We start from the raw sequence: 21,271 nt of genomic DNA on the forward strand, positions 1-21,271 counted from the left end.
ACCCCTTCTAGAGCTTCATCAGGCTGGCGTCGTCGACCGAGGCCGAATGGCGGGAGCGGAAGACGGTCACGATGATCGCGAGGCCGACCACGACCTCCGCCGCCGCGACGACCATCGTGAAGAACGCGATGATCTGGCCGTCGAGGTTGCCGTGCAGCCGGGAGAAGGTGACGAACGCGAGGTTGCACGCGTTCAGCATCAGCTCGACGCACATGAAGAGGACGATCGCGTTCCGCCGGATCACGACCCCGGCCGCACCGATGGTGAACAACAGGGCGGCCAGGTAGAGGTAGTTGACCGGATTCACTTGGCGACTCCCTTGTGGTGCTCGGCGTCCTCGGAGGCGCTGGCGGCGTCCTCGCCGGCAGCGTCTTCGGGGGCCCGCCGCCCCAGCCAGCGCTCCGAGCGCCGCTCCAGCGCCGCCAGCTCCGCCAGCGCCTCACCGGAGACGTCCCGGATCTGGCCGCGGCCGCGCAGCGTCGCGTTGACGCTCAGCTCGGAGGTCGTGCCGTCGGGCAGCAGACCCGGGATGTCCACCGCGTTGTGCCGGGCGTAGACACCGGGGGCGGGCAGCGGCGGGACGTGCTTGCCGGTGCGCACCCGCGCCTCGGACTGCTCGCGCTGGCTGCGCGCGCGCTCGGTGCGCTCGCGGTGGGTCAGCACCATCGCGCCGACCGCCGCGGTGATCAGCAGCGCGCCGGTGATCTCGAAGGCGAAGACGTACTTGGTGAAGACCAGGGCCGCCAGACCCTCCACGTTGCCGCCGGAGTTGGCCTGCGCCAGCCCGTCGAACGTCTTCAGCGAGGCGTTCCCGATTCCGGCGCACAGCAGGATGCCGAAGCCCAGCCCGCACAGGGCGGCGAGCCAGCGCTGCCCCTTCAGGGTCTCCTTCAGCGAATCCGCCGCGGTGACGCCGACCAGCATCACGACGAAGAGGAAGAGCATCATGATCGCGCCGGTGTAGACGACGATCTGGACGACGCCCAGGAAATACGCCCCGTTGGCGAGGTAGAAGATCGCCAGGACGATCATGGTGCCGGCCAGGCTCAGGGCGCTGTGTACGGCCTTGCGCATCAGGATCGTACACAGCGCGCCGATCACGGCGACCGTGCCGAGCACCCAGAACTGGACGGCCTCCCCGGTGGAGGTGGTGGAGGCCGCCGCGGCCAGTGCGCCGCTCATGCCTCCACCCCCTGCTGGTTCTCCGCCTGCGTCTCCTCGTTCCCCGCGGCCTGGTCGGACAGGGTCTCGCCCTTGCTGACCGCGGTCTGACGGGTGGTCCCGGGCGCGGCCTCGGTCACCAGCCCCCGGTAGTAGTCCTGCTCGTCCATCCCGGGGTAGATGGCGTGCGGGCTGTCGACCATGCCCTCCTGAAGCCCCGCGAGCAGCTCCTCCTTGGTGTAGATGAGCGATTCGCGGGTGCGGTCGGCCAGCTCGTAATCATTGGTCATGGTCAGCGCCCGGGTGGGGCACGCCTCGACGCACAGGCCGCACAGGATGCAGCGCAGATAGTTGATCTGGTAGACGCGGCCGTAGCGCTCGCCCGGGGAGTAGCGCTCCTCGTCGGTGTTGTCCGCGCCCTCCACGTAGATCGCGTCCGCCGGGCAGGCCCAGGCGCACAGCTCGCATCCGATGCACTTCTCCAGCCCGTCCGGATGCCGGTTGAGCTGGTGACGTCCGTGGAAGCGGGGCGCGGTGGGCTTCTTCTCCTCGGGGTACTGCTCGGTCAGCCGCTTCTTGAACATGGCCTTGAAGGTCACGCCGAAGCCGGCCACCGGGTTCTGGAAGTCAGACACCATCGGCCTCCTTTCCGTCACTGACAGTGTCGGGGCCACCGCTGACAATCAGCTCCCGGTCCTGTCGGGAGCGCCGTCGCGGTACGGGCGGCAGGGACTGGCCGGGCAGCGGCGGCACCGGGAATCCGCCCGCCATCGGGTCGAAGGCGGGCTCGGGGCCCTCCTCAGCCGGTTCGGCCTCGCCCTTCGCCGCCGCCCCGCGGTCGCGGAAGACGTCGACGACGAAGGACAGCAGCAGCAGCACGATCACCGCGCTGCCGACGTACAGCACGATCGACTGGTTGTCGTAGTTCTCGTTGCGCAGTGCCCGCACGGTGGCGACCAGCATCAGCCAGACCATCGAGATCGGGATGAGGACCTTCCAGCCCAGCTTCATGAACTGGTCGTAGCGCACCCGGGGCACCGAGGCGCGGATCCAGATGAAGACGAACAGCGACGAGACGACCTTGCCGAGGAACCACAGCAGCGGCCACCAGCCGTGGTTGGCGCCCTCCCAGAAGGTGCTGATCGGCCAGGGCGCCCGCCAGCCGCCGAGGAAGAGGGTCACGGCGACCATCGAGACGGTGACCATGTTGACGTACTCGGCGAGCATGAACAGCGCGAACTTGATCGACGAGTACTCGGTGTTGAATCCGCCCACCAGGTCGCCCTCGGACTCCGGCATGTCGAACGGCGCCCGGTTGGTCTCCCCGACCATCGCCACGATGTAGATGAGGAACGAGACCGGGAGCAGCACCACGTACCAGCGGTCCTGTTGCGAGGCGACGATCTGCGAGGTCGACATCGACCCGGAGTAGAGGAACACCGCCGCGAAGGACACGCCCATCGCGATCTCGTAGCTGATCATCTGGGCGCAGGAGCGCAGGCCGCCGAGGAGCGGATACGTCGACCCGGACGACCAGCCCGCCAGCACGATGCCGTAGATGCCGACCGAGGCGGTGGCGAGGATGTAGAGGACGGCGATCGGCAGATCGGTCAGCTGCATCGCGGTGCGGTGCCCGAACACGGACACCTCCCCGCCGGACGGGCCGAACGGGATCACCGCGACCGCCATGAAGGCGGGGATGGCCGCGACGATCGGCGCCAGGACGTAGACCACCTTGTCGGCGCCCTTGACGACCACGTCCTCCTTGAGCATCAGCTTCACGCCGTCCGCGAGGGACTGGAGCATGCCCCAGGGGCCGTGCCGGTTCGGGCCGATGCGCAGCTGCATCCAGCCCATCACCTTGCGCTCCATGACGATGGAGATCAGCACCGTCAGCATCAGGAACGCGAAGCAGAAGACGGCCTTGATCAGGATCAGCCACCACGGGTCGTGGCCGAACATCGACAGGTCCTCCGCGGCGAGATACCTCATGAGGTCACCTCCGGCTCGGTCACAGGAGCGGTGATCGTGACGACGTCACCGGGGCCGGCGCCCAGATCGCGCCGCACGCCGCCGCCGGTGGAGGCCAGCGGCAGCCAGACGACCCGGTCGGGCATCGGCGTCACGCACAGGGGCAGCTGGACGGAGCCGGCCGGGCCGGTGACGCGCAGCGGCTGGCCGTCGCGCACCCCCGCCTCCTCGGCGGTCGCCGCCGAGAGCCGGGCCACCGCGGCGTGCCGGGTCGCCGTCAGCGCCGGATCGCCCTCCTGGAGCCGTCCCTGGTCGAGCAGCAGCCGGTGACCGGCGAGCACCGCCTCGCCCTCGGCGGGCCGGGGCAGCGGGCCCCCGGTCTCCAGCGGGGCGGTGGCGCGCAGCCCCTGCCAGGTGCCGAGCCGGGTCAGCTCGGCGCGGGCGGCCGCCACGTCCGGCAGGCCCAGGTCCGTGTCGAGGGCGTCGGCCAGCATGTGCAGCACCCGGGCGTCCGGGAGGGTGTGACGGCGGGTCATCTGGTCGGGCTTGAGCGCGGCCTCGAACGGCCGGGCCCGGCCCTCCCAGTTGAGGAACGTGCCGGACTTCTCGGCGACCGCCGCCACCGGGAGCACCACGTCCGCCCGCTCGGTGACCTCCGAGGGCCGCTGCTCCAGGCTGACTACGAACTCCGCCGCGTCCAGGGCCGCCAGGGCCCGCGCCGGATCGGGCAGATCCGCCGGCTCGACCCCGCCGACCAGCAGCGCGCCGAGCCCGCCGCTCGCCGCGGCCTCCACGATCTGGCCGGTGTCGCGGCCCACCTGGTGCGGCAGATCGGAGATCCCCCACACCGCGGCGGTCTCCTCGCGGGCCCGCGGATCGTGCGCCGGGCGGCCGCCGGGCAGCAGCCCGGGCAGCGCGCCCGCCTCGATCGCGCCCCGCTCGCCCGCCCGGCGCGGGATCCACGCGAGCGTGGCGCCGGTGGCGGCGGCGGCCCGTACGGCGGCGGTCAGTCCGCCCGCGACCGACGCCAGCCGCTCGCCGACGACGATGACCGCGCCTTCCTGGCGCAGCGCCTCGGCGGCCCGCTCACCGTCCTCGTCCAGACCGGTGCGGCCCGCGATCGCGTCCAGCCACTCGGTCTCGGTGCCGGGCGCGGCGGGCAGCAGGGTGCCGCCCGCCTTCGTCAGGCCCCGGGTGGCGTGGGTGGCGAGCGAGAAGGTGCGCTGGCCGTGCTTGCGGTGCGCCTTGCGCAGCCGCAGGAAGACGCCGGGCGCCTCCTCCTCGGCCTCGAACCCGGCCAGCAGCACCGCGGGCGCCTTCTCCAGCGCGGCGTACGTCAGTCCGCCACCGTCCAGGTCACGGCCGCGGCCCGCGATGTGGGCGGCCAGGAAGTCGGCCTCCTCATCGCTGTGCGCCCGGGCCCGGAAGTCGATGTCGTTGGTCTCCAGGACGGTCCGCGCGAACTTGGCGTACGCGTACGCGTCCTCCACCGTCAGCCGGCCGCCGGTCAGCACCCCGGTGCGGCCGCGCGCCGCGGCCAGCCCCTCGGCCGCCGCCGCCAGGGCCTCCGGCCAGCCCGCCGGTTCCAGCTTCCCCGTCTCGCGGTTCCGCATCAGCGGGGTGGAGAGCCGGTCCGGGAGCTGGGCGTAGCGGAAGCCGAAGCGGCCCTTGTCGCAGATCCACTCCTCGTTGACCTCGGGGTCGTCCGCCGCGAGGCGCCGCATGACCTTGCCGCGCCGGTGGTCGGTGCGGGTCGCGCAGCCGCCCGCGCAGTGCTCGCACACGCTCGGCGAGGAGACCAGGTCGAAGGGGCGGGAGCGGAAGCGGTACGCGGCCGAGGTGAGCGCGCCCACCGGGCAGATCTGGATGGTGTTGCCGGAGAAGTACGACTCGAACGGGTCACCCTCGCCGGTGCCGACCTGCTGCAGCGCGCCGCGCTCCAGCAGCTCGATCATCGGGTCGCCCGCGATCTGGTTGGAGAAGCGGGTGCAGCGCGCGCACAGCACACAGCGCTCGCGGTCCAGCAGCACCTGGGCCGAGATCGGGACCGGCTTGGCGAACGTGCGCTTCTGGCCCTCGAAGCGGCTATCGGCCTGTCCGGCGCTCATCGCCTGGTTCTGCAGCGGGCATTCACCGCCCTTGTCGCAGACCGGGCAGTCCAGCGGATGGTTGATCAGCAGCAGCTCCATCACCCCGCGCTGCGCCTTCTCGGCGACCGGCGAGGTGAGCTGGGTCTTCACGACCATGCCATCGGTGCAGGTGATGGTGCACGAGGCCATCGGCTTGCGCTGGCCCTCCACCTCGACGATGCACTGGCGGCAGGCGCCCGCGGGGTCGAGCAGCGGATGGTCGCAGAAGCGCGGGATCTCGATCCCGAGGAGTTCGGCGGCGCGGATGACCAGCGTCCCCTTCGGGACGGAGATCTCGATCCCGTCGATGGTGACGGAGACCAGATCCTCTCGCGGCACCGCCGCCTCCCCGCCTCCCGAGGGTGCGTTGGTGGTCACGGTCATGCGGTCACCCCCAGAGTGGTGCGCGGCTCGTCGGCCCAGACGGTGGACTTGGCCGGGTCGAAGGGACAGCCTCCGCCGGTGATGTGCTGCTCGTACTCCGCCCGGAAGTACTTCAGCGAGGAGAAGATGGGGCTGGCGGCGCCGTCGCCCAGCGCGCAGAACGACTTGCCGTTGATGTTGTCGGCGATGTCGGCCAGCTTGTCGAGGTCGGCCATCCGCCCCTTGCCCGCCTCGATGTCGCGCAGCAGCTGCACCAGCCAGTACGTGCCCTCGCGGCAGGGTGTGCACTTGCCGCAGGATTCATGCGCGTAGAACTCGGTCCAGCGGGTCACCGCCCGCACCACGCAGGTGGTCTCGTCGAAGCACTGGAGCGCCTTGGTGCCCAGCATCGACCCGGCCGCGCCCACGCCCTCGTAGTCCAGGGGCACGTCGAGGTGCTCCTCGGTGAGCAGCGGGGTGGACGAGCCGCCGGGCGTCCAGAACTTCAGCCGGTGGCCGGGTCGCATACCGCCGCTCATGTCGAGCAGCTGGCGCAGGGTGATGCCGAGCGGGCCCTCGAACTGGCCGGGGTTGGCCACATGGCCCGACAGCGAGTAGAGCGTGAAGCCCGGGGACTTCTCGCTGCCCATGGAACGGAACCATTCCTTGCCCTTGTTCAGGATCGAGGGAACCGAGGCGATGGATTCGACGTTGTTGACGACAGTGGGGCACGCGTACAGACCGGCCACCGCGGGGAAGGGAGGCCGCAGCCGGGGCTGGCCGCGGCGTCCCTCCAGCGAGTCCAGCAGTGCGGTCTCCTCACCGCAGATGTACGCGCCCGCGCCCGCGTGCACCGTGATGTCGAGGCCGGGAAGTCCGTCCACCCCGAGCTTCTGCCTGCGCCGTTCGGCCGTGCCCAGGTAGCCCGCCTCGTATGCCTCGCGTACGGCCTCGTGCAGCCGCCGCAGCACCGGCACGGTCTCGCCGCGCAGGTAGATGAAGGCGTGTTCGGAGCGGATGGCGTGGCAGGCGATGACCATGCCCTCGATGAGGGCGTGCGGATTGGCGTAGAGAAGGGGGATGTCCTTGCAGGTGCCGGGTTCCGACTCGTCGGCGTTGACGACGAGATAGTGCGGCTTGCCATCGCCCTGCGGAATGAACTGCCACTTCATCCCGGTGGGGAAGCCCGCGCCGCCGCGGCCGCGCAGTCCGGCGTCCTTCACCAGCGCGATCACGGCATCGGGGTCCATGGCGAGCGCCTTGGCGCTGCCCTGGTAGCCCTCGTGCCGCAGATAGGCGCGCAGCGTCCAGGACTTCGCCTCGTCCCAGTGCGCGGAGAGCACGGGAGCCAGCAGCTTCTCGGGGCTGTGCTCGGATCGCTCGGTCGTCACGGTCATCACTCCCCCTCCTCGGCGACCGGACCTGACGGGTGGTGCGGATCGGAGGCCGAGGTCCGCTGCGGCGCGTCGTGCGAACTGGGATGCGCCGGCGGCGTCTCGTCCTGCGGGGCTCCCCCGTGCCGCGGCGAGACGACCCGGCCGGGCGCCTCCTCCCCCTTGGCCAGCCGCAGCCCGGTGAGCGAGGCGGGACCGGCGGAGCCACCGGCCTCGACGGCTCCGGGGCGCGGGTCGGGGAAACCGGCGAGGATGCGCGCGGTCTCCTTGAACGTGCACAGCGGAGCGCCCCGGGTCGGGGTGACGGTGCGGCCCGCCCGGAGGTCGTCGACCAGCCGCTTGGCGGAGTCGACGGTCTGGTTGTCGAAGAACTCCCAGTTGACCATCACCACGGGGGCGAAGTCGCAGGCCGCGTTGCACTCGATGTGCTCCAGGGTGACCTTGCCGTCCTCGGTGGTCTCCCCGTTGCCCAGCTCCAGATGGCGCTGCAGCTCCTCGAAGATCGCGTCCCCGCCCATCACCGCGCACAGGGTGTTGGTGCACACCCCGACCTGGTAGTCGCCCGAGGCCTTGCGCCGGTACATGGTGTAGAAGGTGGCGACCGCGGTGACCTCGGCGGTGGTCAGGTCCAGCATCTCGGCGCAGAACCGCATGCCGGTGCGGGTGACATGGCCCTCCTCGGACTGCACCAGGTGCAGCAGCGGCAGCAGGGCGCTGCGGCTGTCCGGGTAGCGGGCGATCACCTCCGCGGCGTCCGCCTCGAGCCGGGACCGCACCTCGGCCGGGTAGTCGGGGGCCGGCAGCTGCGGCATCCCCAGCGTCACATCCGTCACGGTGCCTCACTGTTCCCTTCTCCGCCCACGCGGCGCAGAGGTGCGGCCATCGTCGTCGTCTGCGGCCGAGCGGCCGCGTGTGCGCCGGTCACCTATCGACGCCTCCCATCACGGGGTCGATGGACGCGACGGCGACGATGACGTCGGCGACCTGGCCGCCTTCGCACATGGCCGCCACGGCCTGGAGATTGGTGAACGACGGATCACGGAAGTGGACGCGGTACGGACGGGTGCCGCCGTCGCTGGCCATGTGCACGCCCAGTTCGCCCTTGGGCGACTCGACGGCCACGTACGTCTGTCCGGGCGGGACCCGGAATCCCTCGGTCACCAGCTTGAAGTGGTGGATCAGGGCCTCCATCGAGGTGCCCATGATGTTCTTGATGTGGTCGAGGGAGTTGCCGAGCCCGTCCGCTCCGAGCGCGAGCTGCGCGGGCCAGGCGATCTTCTTGTCCGCGACCATCACCGGCCCGGGCTCCAGCCGGTCCAGGCACTGTTCGACGATCCGCAGCGACTGGCGCATCTCCTCCAGCCGGATCAGGAAGCGCCCGTACGCGTCGCAGGTGTCGGCGGTCGGCACCTCGAAGTCGTACGTCTCGTAGCCGCAGTACGGCTGGGCCTTGCGCAGATCGTGCGGCAGGCCGGTCGAGCGCAGTATCGGGCCGGTCACGCCGAGCGCCATGCAGCCCGCGAGGTCGAGGTAGCCGACGTCCTGGAGGCGGGCCTTGAAGATGGGGTTCCCGGTCGCGAGCTTGTCGTACTCGACCAGGTTCTTGCGCATCGTCTTCAGGAAGGCGCGGATCTGGTCGACCGCGCCGGGCGGCAGATCCTGGGCGAGGCCGCCGGGCCGGATGTACGCGTGGTTCATCCGCAGGCCGGTGATCAGCTCGTAGAGGTCCAGGACCAGTTCGCGGTCGCGGAAGCCGTAGATCATGACGGTGGTCGCGCCCAGCTCCATGCCGCCGGTGGCGATGGCCACCAGGTGAGAGGAGATCCGGTTCAGCTCCATCATCAGCACCCGGATGACGGTGGCGCGGTCCGGGATCTGGTCCTCGATGCCGAGCAGCTTCTCGACGCCCAGGCAGTACGCCGCCTCGTTGGAGAAGGGCGTCAGATAGTCCATGCGCGTCACGAACGTGGTGCCCTGCGTCCAGTTCCGGAATTCGAGGTTCTTCTCGATCCCGGTGTGCAGATAACCGATTCCGCAGCGGGCCTCGGTGACCGTCTCGCCGTCGATCTCCAGGATCAGCCGGAGCACCCCGTGGGTGGAGGGGTGCTGCGGACCCATGTTGACGATGATCCGCTCGTCGTCGGCCTTCGCCGCGGAGGCCACGACCTCGTCCCAGTCGCCGCCGGTGACGGTGTAGACGGTGCCCTCGGTGGTCTCGCGCGCGGAGGCGGAGGGGGTTGCGTGGGTTGCAGACATCAGCTGTACGACCTCCGCTGGTCCGGAGCCGGGATCTGGGCGCCCTTGTACTCGACGGGGATGCCGCCGAGGGGGTAGTCCTTGCGCTGAGGGAAGCCCTGCCAGTCGTCCGGCATCATGATCCGCGTGAGCGCGGGGTGACCGTCGAAGACGATGCCGAAGAAGTCGTAGGTCTCCCGCTCGTGCCAGTCGTTGGTCGGATAGACGTCGACGATCGACGGGATGTGCGGATCGCTGTCCGGGGCGCTCACCTCCAGCCGGATCACCCGGTTATGGGTGATCGACCGCAGGTGGTAGACGGCGTGCAGCTCACGGCCCTTGTCGCCGGGGAAGTGAACGCCGCTGACGCCCGTGCACAGCTCGAAGCGGAGCGCCGGGTCGTCGCGCAGGGTCCGGGCGACCCGCGGCAGGTGCTCGCGGGCGATGTGGAAGGTCAGCTCGTCGCGGTCCACGACGGTCTTCTCGATCGCGTTGGCCGGGAGCAGCGACTGCTCCTCCAGCGCGCCCTCGAGTTCGTCGGCGACCTCGTCGAACCAGCCCCCGTACGGGCGGTTCGCCTGGCCCGGCAGCCTCACGGGGCGCACCAGACCGCCGTAGCCGGTGGTGTCGCCGCCGTTGTTGGCGCCGAACATGCCGCGCTGGACGCGGATGGCCTCGCCCTGGTCACCGCGGCGGCCGGGGAGGTTCTCGGCGTTGAGGTCCTTCTCGGGATTGACCCCGTTACCGTTCGCTGTCACCTCAGCAGCCCCTTCATCTCGATCGTCGGGAGCGCCTTCATCGCCGCTTCCTCCGCCTCACGGGCCGCACGCTCGCGGTTCACGCCGAGCTTCTCCTCGCGGATCTTCTGGTGCAGTTTGAGGATCGCGTCCAAGAGCATCTCCGGCCGCGGCGGGCAGCCGGGCAGATAGATGTCGACGGGGACGATGTGATCGACGCCCTGCACGATCGCGTAGTTGTTGAACATGCCGCCGCTGGAGGCGCACACGCCCATCGAGATGACCCACTTCGGGTTCGGCATCTGGTCGTAGACCTGGCGCAGCACCGGGGCCATCTTCTGGCTGACCCGCCCGGCGACGATCATCAGATCGGCCTGCCGGGGCGAGCCGCGGAAGACCTCCATGCCGAAGCGGGCGAGGTCGTAGCGTCCGGCGCCCGTCGTCATCATTTCGATGGCGCAGCAGGCCAGGCCGAAGGTGGCCGGGAAGACGGAGGACTTACGGGCCAGCCCGGCGGCCTGTTCGACGGTGGTCAGCAGGAACCCGCTCGGAAGTTTCTCTTCGATACCCATGCGCTGTTTCCCCTATCTCCTCTTGAGCCCCTTTAGTCCCACTCCAGGCCGCCGCGCCGCCACACGTAGGCGTAGGCGACGAAGACGGTGAGCACGAAGAGGAGCATCTCCACGAGCCCGAACAACCCGAGGGCGTCGAAGGTGACGGCCCAGGGGTAGAGGAAGACGATCTCGATGTCGAAGACGATGAAGAGCATCGCCGTCAGGTAGTACTTGATGGGGAAGCGCCCACCGCCGGCCGGATGTGGAGTCGGCTCGATCCCGCACTCGTAGGCCTCGAGCTTGGCCCGGTTGTAGCGCTTGGGGCCGATGATCGCGGCCATGAACACCGAGAAGATCGCAAAAGCTGCCCCGAGGGCTCCCAGTACGAGGATGGGCGCGTATGCGTTCACCGTCCTCGCTCCCTTCAGTCGACGATGACTGGCTGGCGGACCGCACGGACGTGCCGTCGCCCCACGAAGATCGTGCTCATGTGAGGCAGTTCACAAGCCCGTTTCGCCTGCATCTTATGCCCGTCGGTCTGTGATCTGCGACACGGGGTACGTCAACGTCTTTGTGATCTCCACCACCTGACGAAGGATCATGAAGTCGGATGAGCGGTGATCTTGTACACGAAGCATCCATTCGGTCACGAGAGGTGACAACCGAGGATGTCATCACAGGTGAGCGCGTTGCGCCCCTACCAAGATATGGTACATACATGCAAATTTGAGCGGGGCGACGTCAGCTGATATTGGGGCGCCATCCGCGCGAGTGACCCTCTCCCTCGGCCTCCCTCGACCCGTCACCCGGACCCGGCCCGAGCACCCTTTGATCACCGCTTCGCGCCTCCGTTCACGAGCGTCACAAAATGGACACGAGTGAGTGAGGTATCCCACCCCGCGAAGAGTTGTGGATCTCGATTTGGCGGGAACCATTGGTATGCGGGCCGCATCAGTGATAGGCCGCCCGCCGTTACCGCGCGACGCCAAATGCCATGCGTACGCACATGATCGAGGAATTCGGACATGGCTCCGGCGCCCGCGATGAAGATCATTTAGCCCGGATTTTGGGCATGTACACGCCCAATGTGGCGCAGCCCACTTTTGTTGATCCGGGCCTTTGGGCCCTGGTACCCAGTGACCTATGTCCCCGATCGCACACATACCCAGCCACCGGAAGCCCCGCCGTGCCGCCGCTTCCACGCGTGCACTCCGCGCAGGGATGACCGGTGGCTTCCTCACCCTCGCGGTGGCCGGCGCCGCGGTGCCCGCCTCCGCCGCCGAGCCGTCCGCCCACGAGGCGACGCTCGAAATGCCGACCGTCAGCGACACGCTGGCGAACACGGCCGCGCAGACGGCTGCCGCCACCCAGCAGGCGGCCTCCGGCTACGAGCTCCAGGCCCAGCAGGACCAGGCGGCCTCCCAGGCGAAGACCGCCGCCAAGAAGGCCAAGGCGGAGGCCGACAAGAAGGAGCGCGAGGCCGAGGCGCGCCGTGCCGCCGCCAAGAAGGCCGCCGAGGCCCGGGCCGAGAAGGCGTCCCGCTCCGCCGAGCGCGCCACCCTCTCCACCACCTCCGTCTCGAACGCCACCGGCAACGCCGCCGCGGTGATCAGCTTCCTCAAGGCGCAGCTGGGCAAGGCGTATGTGCTCGGTTCCAGCGGTCCGTCCTCGTACGACTGCTCCAGCCTGACCCAGGCCGCGTTCAAGCAGGTCGGCATCGACCTGCCGCGGGTCTCCCAGGACCAGTCGGCCACCGGCACCCAGGTGTCGCTGGACAACCTCCAGCCGGGCGACCTGCTCTACTGGGGCAGCTCGGGCAGCGCGTACCACGTCGGCGTCTACATCGGCGGCGGCAAGTTCATCGGCGCCCAGAACCCCAGCACGGGCATCGTCGAGCGTCCGCTGGACTACGACCAGCCGACCGGGGCCGTCCGCGTCCTCTGAGCCTCTGCGTCGTAGCAGGCTGTTTTCGGCCATGAGGCCGCCGTTCCTCGCCGCTCATAGCGGAACGGCGGCCTCACGCGTGTCTACGAGGCGTACACCTTCTCCACGAACTCGCCGATCTGCTGCTCGGAGAGATGCCGGGCCAGGTCCGCTTCGCTGATCATCCCGACCAGCCGCTTGTTCTTGTCGATCACCGGCAGCCTGCGGATCCGGTGCTGTTCCATCTCCCGCAGCACCTCGGAGACGTCGGCGTCCGAGCTGATCCAGCGCGGCGTGCCCTTGGCGAGGTCCCCCGCCGTCATCCGGGACGGATCGCGGCCCTGGGACACACAGCCCACGACGACGTCGCGGTCGGTGAGAATGCCGCACAGCCGCTCCTGGCTGTCGCTGATGGGCAGGGCGCCCACGTCCAGATCGCGCATCAGCTGCGCGGCGCGCTCCAGGTTCTCCGTCGCCGGAATCCACTGGGCCCCCGGGTGCATGATGTCTGCGGCCTTCGTCATGGCGTACCTCCTGAAAGGCCCACCGGCGCAGGAACCGGCCCGTGGGCCCGATCGATCCGGCGTCGCCGCGGCGGACGCGCACGGCGCCCCCTCACTTCATTGTCACCACCGTCGGCGGGCCCGCGCGACCGCCCGGTGCCAGACTGAGAACTGTCGTCAGAGCACCACATGAGCCCCTTGCGCACGATCGTTGAAGGAGCAGCCATGCTCACCACCGATTTCGTCCCCGGCGCGCCCAACTGGCTGGATCTCGGCGCCCCCGACACCGAGGCGGCCCGGGCCTTCTACGGCGGACTGCTGGGCTGGGCCTTCGAGTCGGCCGGTCCCGAAGCGGGCGGATACGGCTTCTTCACCCACGGCCGCAAGACCGTCGCCGCCCTCGGCCCGCTCACCGACGCCGGGGCCCGGTCCGCCTGGACCCCGTACTTCCAGACCGTGGACGCCGACGCCACCGCGCGCTCCGTCGAACAGGCGGGCGGCCATGTGCGGGCCGCGCCGTTCGACGTCTTCGACGAGGGGCGGATGGGGCAGTTCACCGACCCCGGCGGGGCCCGGTTCGCGGTCTGGCAGCCCGGCAAGACGGCCGGTCTGGAGGCGGTCACCGAGCCCGGCTCGCTGTGCTGGACCGAGCTGCACTCCCCCGACCCCGCCGCGGCCCGCGCCTTCTACCGCACCGTCTTCGGCTGGGACTTCGAGGAGATGTCCTTCCCCGGCGGGTCCTACACCGTCCTGTCGACGGGCGACGGCGGCAAGGACGGCACCTTCGGCGGCGTCGCGCAGCTCCAGGAGGGGCATTCGACGCCGCCGCAGTGGCTGCCGTACTTCGAAGTGGCGGACTGTGACCGGGTGGTCGCGAAGGGTCAGGAGCTGGGCGGGTCGGTGCTGATGCCCGCCATGACGTCGGAGGGCATCGGGCGGATGGCGTGGCTGACGGACACGGCGGGCGCCCCGTTCGGCGTGATCACCAGCACGAGCCCCGACGCCGCCTGAGGACGGGGGCCGTCAGGCGCGCGGTGCCACCTTCGTCAGGGCGTTGATGATGCGGTCCATGGCGTCGCCGCCGGTCGGGTCCGTCAGGTTGGCCAGCAGCTTCAGCGTGAAGCGCATCAGCATCGGATGCGTGAGCCCGCGCTCCGTCGCCAGCTTCATCACCTTCGGGTTGCCGATCAGCTTCACGAACGCGCGGCCCAGCGTGTAGTAGCCGCCGTACACGTCCTTGAGGACCTGCGGATAGCGCCGCAGCGCCATTTCGCGCTGGGCGGGCGTGGCGCGGGACTGGGCCTGGACGATCACGTCCGCCGCGATCTGCCCGGATTCCATCGCATAGGCGATGCCCTCGCCGTTGAACGGGTTGACCATGCCGCCCGCGTCACCGACGAGCAGCAGCCCGCGGGTGTAGTGCGGCTGCCGGTTGAAGGCCATGGGGAGGGCCGCGCCGCGGATCGGGCCGGTCATGTTGTCCGGGGTGTAGCCCCACTCCTCCGGCATGGACGCGCACCACGCCTTGAGGATCTCGCGCCAGTCCAGCTCCTTGAAGGAGGACGAGGTGTTGAGCACGCCGAGGCCGACGTTGCTCGTGCCGTCGCCCATGCCGAAGATCCAGCCGTAGCCGGGCAGCAGCCGGTCCTCCGCGCCGCGCCGGTCCCACAACTCCAGCCAGGATTCGAGGTAGTCGTCCTCGTGCCGGGGCGAGGTGAAGTACGTGCGCACCGCCACGCCCATCGGGCGGTCCTCGCGCCGGTGCAGGCCCATGGCGAGGGAGAGCCGGGTGGAGTTGCCGTCAGCGGCGACCACCAGCGGCGCGTGGAAGGTGACGGGCGTCTTCTCCACGCCCAGCTTCGCCTCGACGCCGGTGATGCGGCCGGTGCGGTCGTCGACGATCGGGGCGCCCACGTTGCACCGCTCGTACAGCCGCGCCCCGGCCTTCTGGGCCTGACGCGCCAGCTGGTCGTCGAAGTCGTCGCGCTTACGCACCAGGCCGTAGTTGGGGTACGCGGCCAGGTCCGGCCAGTCCAGCTCCAGCCGCAGGCCGCCGGCCATGATCCGCAGGCCTCGGTTGCGCAGCCAGCCCGCCTCCTCGGAGATGTCGATGCCCATCGCGACGAGCTGCTTGGTCGCGCGCGGAGTCAGCCCGTCGCCGCACACCTTCTCGCGCGGGAACGCCGTCTTCTCCAGCAGCAGGACGTCGAGTCCCGACTTGGCCAGGTGGTACGCCGTAGTGGAACCAGCCGGTCCGGCGCCGACGACGATCACATCGGCGCTGCGCTCCGAGATCCCGGAGGATGCGCTTTCGGTGGCGCTCGCGGTGGGTGCGGTCTCGCTCACGCAGGGTCTCCCGTGGCCTGGGTAACAGCGTGCCGGTCGCGCCGGGCACTGGACGTGTGCAGTCTATGGGGGCGTGCCCGGGCGCCCGCGAAGGGCGGCCCCCCTGACCGTGACTCAGCCTGTGATACGGCCGACGGCGGCCGCGCGGCCGTACGCGTCAGGGGCGGGTGGCGCGGTGCAGCGCCACGATGCCGCCGGTGAGGTTGCGCCAGGCCGGGCGGGCCCAGCCCGCCTCGCGGAGCCGGGCGGCGAGCCGAGGCTGGTCGGGCCAGGCGCGGATGGACTCGGCCAGGTACACGTACGCGTCCGGGCTGCTGCTGACCGCCGTCGCGATCGGCGGCAGGGCGCGCATCAGGTACTCGGTGTAGACCGTGCGGAACGGGGCCCAGGTGGGGTGGCTGAACTCGCAGATGACCAGCCGCCCGCCCGGGCGGGTCACCCGCAGCATCTCGCGCAGCGCGCCGTCGGTGTCCTGCACGTTGCGCAGCCCGAAGGAGATCGTGACGGCGTCGAAGACCCCGTCGGCGAAGGGCAGCCGGGTCGCGTCGCCCGCGGTCAGCGGCAGCCGCGGGTGGCGGCGCTTGCCCTCGCGGAGCATGCCGAGCGAGAAGTCGCACGGCACCACGTACGCGCCCGCCTCCGCGTACGGCAGCGAGGACGTGCCCGTACCGGCGGCGAGGTCGAGCACCCGGTCCCCGGGGCGGGCATCGACGGCGCGGGCGACCGCCTTGCGCCACAGCCGGGCCTGGCCGAGCGACAGCACGTCGTTGGTCAGGTCGTAGTTGGCCGCCACGTCGTCGAACATGGCGGCGACTTCATGCGGCTGCTTGTCCAGGGATGCTCGGGTCACCCGCCCATTGTTCACCTCATCCCGCGCAGCCCCGTGCGGGGGTCAGCGGCGGCGGTGCACCAAGCGCCCGGCGAGCACGGTGGCCAGGCAGGCCCCGTCCGCGCCGAAGACGGCCAGATCGGCGCGTCCGGCCTCGGTCAGCGCTGCCGGGCGCGGCCGGGCCTCGTCCAGGACGATGACCTCGTTGCGCTCGGCGGCGGCGCGCAGCCCGGGGTCGGCGACGTGCTCCGCCAGGACCGCCGTGGCGCCCAGCCGCAGCAGGGCGTGGATCCGCTCCCGGGGCGTCGGCGCGTCCGGCACCGGCCCGTCGTGGACGAGGGCGGGGCCGAGGGTGCCGGGCCACTCCCGTACCCGGGCCTGCGGATGCGCGGCCCGCAGCTCCTCCAGCGGGCCGATGGCGGCGACGCGGCCGCCGTCGACCAGGACCGCGCCGTCGTGCAGGACCGTGCCCTCGCCGAGGGTGTACCGGACCACCGGCGCGGCATGGAGCGTGCGCATCAGGAGGCGTCGATCAGCTTCAGCTCGGGGTGGGCCGTACCGGATTCGATCGCCGTCGAGGACAGGTGCGAGACGACGTGGTCGTCGACCGGGTCGTTCGCCGGGTCGTCGTGCACCACCAGGTGCTCGTACGTGGTCGCGCGCTGCGCGGGCACCCGCCCGGCCGTACGGATGAGGTGGAGCAGCTCCATCCGGTTGGAGCGGTGGCGGGCGCCGGCCGAGGAGACCACGTTCTCCTCCAGCATCACCGAGCCGAGGTCGTCCGCCCCGTAGTGCAGCGAGAGCTGTCCGGCCTCCTTGCCGACGGTCAGCCAGGAGCCCTGGATGTGGGCCACGTTGTCGAGGAAGAGCCGGGCGATCGCGATCATCCGCAGGTACTCGAAGACGGTGGCCTGCGTCTGGCCCTTCAGATGGTTGTTCTCGGGCTGGTAGGTGTACGGGATGAAGGCGCGGAAGCCGCCCGTCCGGTCCTGTACGTCGCGGATCATGCGGAGGTGCTCGATCCGCTCGGCGTTGGTCTCACCGGTGCCCATGAGCATCGTGGAGGTGGACTCGACCCCGAGGTTGTGGGCGATCTCCATGATCTCCAGCCACCGCTCGCCGGACTCCTTCAGCGGGGCGATGGCCTTGCGCGGCCGCTCGGGCAGCAGCTCGGCGCCCGCGCCCGCGAACGAGTCCAGACCCGCGGCGTGGATCCGGCGGATCGCCTCCTCCACCGATACGCCCGAGATGCGCGCCATGTGCTCGACCTCGGATGCGCCCAGCGAGTGGATCACCAGCTGGGGGAACGCCTCCTTGATGGCCGCGAAGTGCTTCTCGTAGTACTCGACGCCGTAGTCCGGGTGGTGACCGCCCTGGAACATGATCTGGGTGCCGCCCAGTTCGACGGTCTCGGCGCAGCGCCGCAGGATGTCGTCGAGGTCGCGGGTCCAGCCCTTGGCGGTGTCCTTGGGCGCGGCGTAGAACGCGCAGAACCGGCACGCCGTCACGCACACGTTGGTGTAGTTGATGTTCCGCTCGATGATGTACGTCGCGATGTGCTCGGTGCCCGCGTAGCGACGGCGGCGTACGGCGTCGGCGGCGGCCCCCAGGGCGTGCAGCGGCGCGGACCGGTAGAGGTCCAGCGCCTCCTCCGGGGTGATGCGCCCCCCGGCGGCGGCGCGGTCGAGGACTGCCTGCAGCGTGGCGTGTGCGGTCACCGGGGCGTCCCTTTCGGAGTTCTACGGGCGGACCGACCCAGCGTACGCCCCCGCCCGTCAGCGCAAGCGGCGCAGGGTGCCGGTCGGATCGCCCGCCTGCCGGTCCTTCGCCCGGTACTTCAGCGTGCCGTCGGAGGCGAGGGTGTACTGCTCGTCCGTCGAGCTGTCGCTGCACCCCGCCTGGGGCCCGTCCCCCCGGAAGCGGGCGTCGAGGTGCAGCTCCTTCGACGTGGCGGAGACCAGCTTCCAGGTGAAGTCGCAGCGCACCACCGACAGCTTCACCCGGCCGCTCGCGACCTGCTCACCGGTGGAGCCGCGCTGGAAGGTGATGGTCATGGTGCCGACGGGGATGCCGTTTCGGGAGGTCAGATCGCCCTGCCAGGTGCCGAGGAACGCCTTGGGCACGTCCGATCCGCCTGGCGGGGCCGACGCCCCCGGGGTGGCCGAGCCGGTCCGGGCGGCGCCGCCGTCGGCCGCTGTGTCCCCGCCCGAGCCCCCGGACATGTTCTGGACGAGGACCACGGCGGTCGTGGCGACCGCGAGCGCGCCCGCGACGGACAGCACCAGGGAGCAACTCAAGCCCTTGGGGCGCTTCTTGCCGCCGAGGGCGGCGGAGAGCGCGAAGCCGCGGCCGCCCCCGGACGGCCGGCCGGGGGGCGGGGTCGCGGGGTCGCCGGTCCGATGGCCCGGCCGGCTCGCGTACGACGGGTCCGGCGGGCCGAACGCGCCCAGCACGGGTGCGGGCGGGGCGGGGGTGCCGGGTACGGGCGTGCCGGGCACGGGCGTGCCGGACGCGGGTGTCGCGGGCGTGGCGGCCACGGCGGGCGGGTTCGCGGACGGCGGCGGAGCGACCGTGTCCGCCTCCAGGTCGAGCAGTTCGACCGCCTGGCGGCTCACCCGCTCGATCAGCGCCGCCGGCAGCCAGCCGGACCGTACGAGCCCCGAGGCGCCGTCCGCCGGGGCCAGGCGGCGCGTGATCTGCTCGGGGGTGGGACGGTCGGCCGGGTCCTTGGCCAGGCACGCGGCGACCAGGTCGCGCAGCTCTTCGGTCAGCTCCGGGCCGAGCTGCGGCTCCTCGTGGACCACCTTGTAGAGCAGCGAGGCCGAGCTGTCGCCCGGGAAGGGCTGCTCGCCGGTGGCCGCGTACGTCAGCACGGCGCCCAGCGAGAAGATGTCGGCCGGACCGCTCACGGGCAGGCCGAGGATCTGCTCGGGCGACATATAGCCGGGCGAGCCGATGGAGGCGCCGGTGGAGGTCAGGGAGACGGTGCCCTCGGTGGCCCGGGCGATACCGAAGTCGATCAGCCGTGGGCCGTCGAGGGCGAGCAGCACGTTGGACGGCTTGACGTCGCGGTGGACCAGGCCCAGCCCGTGGACGGCGCCCAGCGCCTCCGCCAGCCCCGCGCCCAGGGCCCGTACCGAGGACTCGGGCAGCGGGCCCTCGTCGTTGATGGCCTGGCTGAGCGAGGGGCCCGCCACATACCCGGTGGCCACCCACGGAACACGCGCCTCCGGGTCGGCGTCGAGGACCGGAGCAGTCCAGGAGCCGCCCACCCGGCGCGCGGCGTCGACCTCGCGCCGGAAGCGCGCGCGGAACTCCTCGTCGAGCGCGAAGTGCGCGTGCACCACCTTCACCGCGACCGTGCGCCCGCCCGCGCTGCGGCCCAGGTACACCACGCCCATGCCGCCGGAGCCGAGCCGTCCGAGCAGCCGGTACGCCCCGATGACCTGCGGGTCCTCCGCTCCCAGCGGCTGCATGTGCCTCCCCCATCGCCTGCGCCGGACCAGCTTAGGCGGGCGCGACGACATGGGCCCAGCCCGGTCGGCTAACCGTTCGCGGCGGGGGCGTCCAGCAGATCGACCCGGACGTCCGCCGGGAAGCCGGTCGTCGGGCCGGTCAGCCGGGCGAACTCCGCGATGCCCTCCAGCTGCTTCGCGCCCAGGGAGAAGTCGAGGGTGGTGAAGTAGCGCTCCAGCACCGCGTCGTCCAGGTCCTCCCAGCGCGCGGCGTGCTCGGCGACCTTGCCCGCCTCCTCCAGGGACAGGTTCCGGGACTCCAGGAACGCCCGGTGCACCTCACGCACGATCTCCGGTTCGCGCTCCAGGTATTCGCGGCGGGCGGCCCAGACCGCGAAGACGAAGGGCAGCCCGGTCCACTCCTTCCACATCTGCCCCAGGTCATGGACCTGGAGGCCCAGCTTCGGGGCGTGGTGGAGGTTGGCCCGCAGCGCGGCGTCGCCGATCAGCACCCCCGCGTCGGCCTCCTGCATCATCAGGCTGAGGTCGGGCGGGCAGGTGTAGTAGTCGGGCTCGATCCCGTACCGCTCGGTGAGCAGCAGCTGGGCCAGTCGTACGGAGGTGCGCGAGGCCGAGCCGAGTGCGACGCGCGCCCCGTCCAGCCGCTCCAGCGGCACCTTGGAGACGATCACGCACGACATGACGGGCCCGTCACAGCCCACCGCGATGTCGGGCAGCGCCACCAGGTCGTCGGCGTTGCGCAGGTACTCGACGAGGCTGATCGGGCCGATGTCGAGGCCACCCTCGACCAGCAGGTCGTTGAGCGTGTCGGGGGAGGCCTTGGTCAGCTCGAAGTCGAGCAGCGAGCCGGTCCGGGCGAGACCCCAATACAGCGGTACGCAATTGAGGTACTGGATGTGGCCGACCCTCGGTCTGTCGCGGCGGCCCAGGGACCTGGGGATGACGCTTTCGGCGGCGTCCGGTGTACTCCGCGAGGGGGAACTCGGTGAATTGTCCACAACCGGAGGCTAGCGCCGCTCTTCGAGGAGAACGGAGGCGGGGTGGCGCCGTTTGGCCCGCCATTACCGGCCGACGCGGGCTCGACCTGCGGTCCTATCCATCTCACGCGCCCCGGAAACCCCTCGTTTCCGTGATCTTCGGCTCTTTCCTCGTGCACACGGAGCGTGCTAAGCTCACCGCAAGTTGCAGTTTGGTTTCCCTTGCAGTACAGAGCCTGCGGAGCATGTGACCGCGGGCTTTTGTAGTTTTCAGACTTCTTGCAGGTTCTGGAGCAGGGCAACCCTTTGGCCCAAGGAGGGCTTTATGGCTACCGGAACCGTCAAGTGGTTCAACGCCGAGAAGGGCTTCGGCTTCATCGCCCAGGACGGCGGCGGTCCCGATGTCTTCGTTCACTACTCCGCGATCAACGCGTCTGGCTTCCGCTCCCTGGAGGAGAACCAGGCCGTGACCTTCGACGTCACGCAGGGCCCGAAGGGCCCGCAGGCCGAGAACGTCAGCGCGGTCTGATCTAGCAGTACCCAAGGAGCCCTGCTCCCCCGCACCGGCGGGGGAGCAGGGCTCCTGCCTTTCCGGAATTTTCTATTCACGGGCCGTTCATTTTCTTTCGAAAGCGAAACCCCAAGCCTCACGCTGCGTAAGGATGCAGCGACG

Annotated in this window: 21 protein-coding genes; 3 read left to right on the forward strand and 18 right to left on the reverse strand. The window is 70.6% G+C overall.

Annotation, left to right across the window (positions count from 1 at the left end; all coding sequences use genetic code 11):
• Window positions 1-7: 7 nt before the first annotated feature.
• From nuoK to ACFZCY_RS13305, 11 genes are all read right to left on the reverse strand, one after another.
• Entirely contained in the window at window positions 8-307 is a 300-nt protein-coding gene (gene nuoK, locus ACFZCY_RS13255; protein ID WP_009715954.1) for an NADH-quinone oxidoreductase subunit NuoK, read from the reverse strand.
• Window positions 304-1,182: an NADH-quinone oxidoreductase subunit J gene (locus ACFZCY_RS13260; RefSeq protein WP_391171944.1), complete on the reverse strand. Its 879-nt coding sequence runs from the start codon at window positions 1,180-1,182 to the stop codon at window positions 304-306. Before ACFZCY_RS13260 ends, nuoK begins: the two co-directional genes overlap by 4 nt.
• The gene (gene nuoI, locus ACFZCY_RS13265; protein WP_391171946.1) at window positions 1,179-1,799 is read right to left on the reverse strand and encodes an NADH-quinone oxidoreductase subunit NuoI; all 621 of its coding nucleotides are present in this window, start codon (window positions 1,797-1,799) and stop codon (window positions 1,179-1,181) included. Before nuoI ends, ACFZCY_RS13260 begins: the two co-directional genes overlap by 4 nt.
• Entirely contained in the window at window positions 1,789-3,153 is a 1,365-nt protein-coding gene (gene nuoH, locus ACFZCY_RS13270) for an NADH-quinone oxidoreductase subunit NuoH (RefSeq protein ID WP_391171948.1), read from the reverse strand. The genes nuoI and nuoH overlap by 11 nt, the downstream gene beginning before the upstream one ends.
• On the reverse strand, window positions 3,150-5,645 hold the full coding sequence (locus ACFZCY_RS13275; protein WP_391171950.1) for an NADH-quinone oxidoreductase subunit G: 2,496 nt from the start codon (window positions 5,643-5,645) through the stop codon (window positions 3,150-3,152). Before ACFZCY_RS13275 ends, nuoH begins: the two co-directional genes overlap by 4 nt.
• Window positions 5,642-7,021, reverse strand: coding sequence for an NADH-quinone oxidoreductase subunit NuoF (gene nuoF / locus ACFZCY_RS13280; RefSeq protein WP_391171952.1), 1,380 nt, complete (start codon window positions 7,019-7,021; stop codon window positions 5,642-5,644). Before nuoF ends, ACFZCY_RS13275 begins: the two co-directional genes overlap by 4 nt.
• Window positions 7,021-7,830 carry an NADH-quinone oxidoreductase subunit NuoE gene (gene nuoE / locus ACFZCY_RS13285; RefSeq protein WP_055556166.1) on the reverse strand — a complete coding sequence of 270 codons (810 nt, stop codon included), beginning with the start codon at window positions 7,828-7,830 and terminating at the stop codon, window positions 7,021-7,023. Before nuoE ends, nuoF begins: the two co-directional genes overlap by 1 nt.
• Window positions 7,831-7,939: 109 nt before the next feature.
• Window positions 7,940-9,274 carry an NADH-quinone oxidoreductase subunit D gene (locus ACFZCY_RS13290; RefSeq protein ID WP_391171954.1) on the reverse strand — a complete coding sequence of 445 codons (1,335 nt, stop codon included), beginning with the start codon at window positions 9,272-9,274 and terminating at the stop codon, window positions 7,940-7,942.
• Window positions 9,274-10,011 carry an NADH-quinone oxidoreductase subunit C gene (locus ACFZCY_RS13295; protein ID WP_391171956.1) on the reverse strand — a complete coding sequence of 246 codons (738 nt, stop codon included), beginning with the start codon at window positions 10,009-10,011 and terminating at the stop codon, window positions 9,274-9,276. The genes ACFZCY_RS13290 and ACFZCY_RS13295 overlap by 1 nt, the downstream gene beginning before the upstream one ends.
• A complete protein-coding gene (locus ACFZCY_RS13300) occupies window positions 10,008-10,562 on the reverse strand; it encodes an NADH-quinone oxidoreductase subunit B family protein (RefSeq protein ID WP_361485071.1) in 555 nt (184 codons plus the stop codon). Before ACFZCY_RS13300 ends, ACFZCY_RS13295 begins: the two co-directional genes overlap by 4 nt.
• A gap of 32 nt (window positions 10,563-10,594) precedes the next feature.
• Window positions 10,595-10,954 carry an NADH-quinone oxidoreductase subunit A gene (locus ACFZCY_RS13305; protein ID WP_055555973.1) on the reverse strand — a complete coding sequence of 120 codons (360 nt, stop codon included), beginning with the start codon at window positions 10,952-10,954 and terminating at the stop codon, window positions 10,595-10,597.
• 733 nt (window positions 10,955-11,687) lie between these two features.
• Between ACFZCY_RS13305 and ACFZCY_RS13310 the strand changes: the two genes are divergently transcribed.
• Window positions 11,688-12,488 carry an NlpC/P60 family protein gene (locus tag ACFZCY_RS13310; RefSeq protein ID WP_391171959.1) on the forward strand — a complete coding sequence of 267 codons (801 nt, stop codon included), beginning with the start codon at window positions 11,688-11,690 and terminating at the stop codon, window positions 12,486-12,488.
• A gap of 83 nt (window positions 12,489-12,571) precedes the next feature.
• Here the strand turns inward: ACFZCY_RS13310 and ACFZCY_RS13315 are convergent, their stop codons facing one another.
• Window positions 12,572-12,991, reverse strand: coding sequence for a CBS domain-containing protein (locus ACFZCY_RS13315; protein WP_391171961.1), 420 nt, complete (start codon window positions 12,989-12,991; stop codon window positions 12,572-12,574).
• A 204-nt stretch (window positions 12,992-13,195) separates the two neighbouring features.
• Here ACFZCY_RS13315 and ACFZCY_RS13320 point away from each other — a divergent pair, with 204 nt between their 5' ends.
• Window positions 13,196-13,981 carry a VOC family protein gene (locus ACFZCY_RS13320; protein ID WP_391171963.1) on the forward strand — a complete coding sequence of 262 codons (786 nt, stop codon included), beginning with the start codon at window positions 13,196-13,198 and terminating at the stop codon, window positions 13,979-13,981.
• Window positions 13,982-13,993: 12 nt separating this feature from the next.
• Here the strand turns inward: ACFZCY_RS13320 and ACFZCY_RS13325 are convergent, their stop codons facing one another.
• The 6 genes from ACFZCY_RS13325 to ACFZCY_RS13350 form a co-directional block, all read right to left on the reverse strand.
• A complete protein-coding gene (locus ACFZCY_RS13325) occupies window positions 13,994-15,316 on the reverse strand; it encodes a geranylgeranyl reductase family protein (protein WP_391171966.1) in 1,323 nt (440 codons plus the stop codon).
• 157 nt (window positions 15,317-15,473) lie between these two features.
• Window positions 15,474-16,166, reverse strand: coding sequence for a demethylmenaquinone methyltransferase (locus tag ACFZCY_RS13330; RefSeq protein ID WP_391171968.1), 693 nt, complete (start codon window positions 16,164-16,166; stop codon window positions 15,474-15,476).
• 42 nt (window positions 16,167-16,208) lie between these two features.
• Window positions 16,209-16,664 carry a hypothetical protein gene (locus tag ACFZCY_RS13335; RefSeq protein WP_391171970.1) on the reverse strand — a complete coding sequence of 152 codons (456 nt, stop codon included), beginning with the start codon at window positions 16,662-16,664 and terminating at the stop codon, window positions 16,209-16,211.
• On the reverse strand, window positions 16,664-17,863 hold the full coding sequence (mqnC, locus tag ACFZCY_RS13340; RefSeq protein ID WP_361485083.1) for a cyclic dehypoxanthinyl futalosine synthase: 1,200 nt from the start codon (window positions 17,861-17,863) through the stop codon (window positions 16,664-16,666). The genes ACFZCY_RS13335 and mqnC overlap by 1 nt, the downstream gene beginning before the upstream one ends.
• A gap of 57 nt (window positions 17,864-17,920) precedes the next feature.
• Entirely contained in the window at window positions 17,921-19,621 is a 1,701-nt protein-coding gene (locus tag ACFZCY_RS13345) for a protein kinase (RefSeq protein ID WP_391171972.1), read from the reverse strand.
• 68 nt (window positions 19,622-19,689) lie between these two features.
• Complete coding sequence (locus ACFZCY_RS13350) at window positions 19,690-20,562, reverse strand: MqnA/MqnD/SBP family protein (protein WP_391172142.1); 873 nt, start codon at window positions 20,560-20,562, stop codon at window positions 19,690-19,692.
• Window positions 20,563-20,923: 361 nt separating this feature from the next.
• On the opposite strand from ACFZCY_RS13350, the gene ACFZCY_RS13355 reads away from it, so the two are divergent.
• A complete protein-coding gene (locus ACFZCY_RS13355; protein WP_009715975.1) occupies window positions 20,924-21,127 on the forward strand; it encodes a cold-shock protein in 204 nt (67 codons plus the stop codon).
• The last annotated feature ends 144 nt before the right edge of the window (window positions 21,128-21,271 follow it).

Origin of the sequence: Streptomyces sp. NPDC007983 (assembly GCF_042958345.1) — a bacterium.
Lineage (GTDB): Bacteria > Actinomycetota > Actinomycetes > Streptomycetales > Streptomycetaceae > Streptomyces.

Bases quoted from the DNA above. Each gene is read 5' to 3' on its own strand.
- ACFZCY_RS13260 (WP_391171944.1), bottom strand. From the start codon at position 1,182: ATGAGCGGCGCACTGGCCGCGGCGGCCTCCACCACCTCCACCGGGGAG.
- nuoI (WP_391171946.1), bottom strand. From the start codon at position 1,799: ATGGTGTCTGACTTCCAGAACCCGGTGGCCGGCTTCGGCGTGACCTTC.
- nuoH (WP_391171948.1), bottom strand. From the start codon at position 3,153: ATGAGGTATCTCGCCGCGGAGGACCTGTCGATGTTCGGCCACGACCCG.
- ACFZCY_RS13275 (WP_391171950.1), bottom strand. From the start codon at position 5,645: ATGACCGTGACCACCAACGCACCCTCGGGAGGCGGGGAGGCGGCGGTG.
- nuoF (WP_391171952.1), bottom strand. From the start codon at position 7,021: ATGACCGTGACGACCGAGCGATCCGAGCACAGCCCCGAGAAGCTGCTG.
- nuoE (WP_055556166.1), bottom strand. From the start codon at position 7,830: ATGCCGCAGCTGCCGGCCCCCGACTACCCGGCCGAGGTGCGGTCCCGG.
- ACFZCY_RS13290 (WP_391171954.1), bottom strand. From the start codon at position 9,274: ATGTCTGCAACCCACGCAACCCCCTCCGCCTCCGCGCGCGAGACCACC.
- ACFZCY_RS13300 (WP_361485071.1), bottom strand. From the start codon at position 10,562: ATGGGTATCGAAGAGAAACTTCCGAGCGGGTTCCTGCTGACCACCGTC.
- ACFZCY_RS13310 (WP_391171959.1), top strand. From the start codon at position 11,688: ATGTCCCCGATCGCACACATACCCAGCCACCGGAAGCCCCGCCGTGCC.
- ACFZCY_RS13315 (WP_391171961.1), bottom strand. From the start codon at position 12,991: ATGACGAAGGCCGCAGACATCATGCACCCGGGGGCCCAGTGGATTCCG.
- ACFZCY_RS13320 (WP_391171963.1), top strand. From the start codon at position 13,196: ATGCTCACCACCGATTTCGTCCCCGGCGCGCCCAACTGGCTGGATCTC.
- ACFZCY_RS13335 (WP_391171970.1), bottom strand. From the start codon at position 16,664: ATGCGCACGCTCCATGCCGCGCCGGTGGTCCGGTACACCCTCGGCGAG.
- ACFZCY_RS13345 (WP_391171972.1), bottom strand. From the start codon at position 19,621: ATGCAGCCGCTGGGAGCGGAGGACCCGCAGGTCATCGGGGCGTACCGG.
- ACFZCY_RS13355 (WP_009715975.1), top strand. From the start codon at position 20,924: ATGGCTACCGGAACCGTCAAGTGGTTCAACGCCGAGAAGGGCTTCGGC.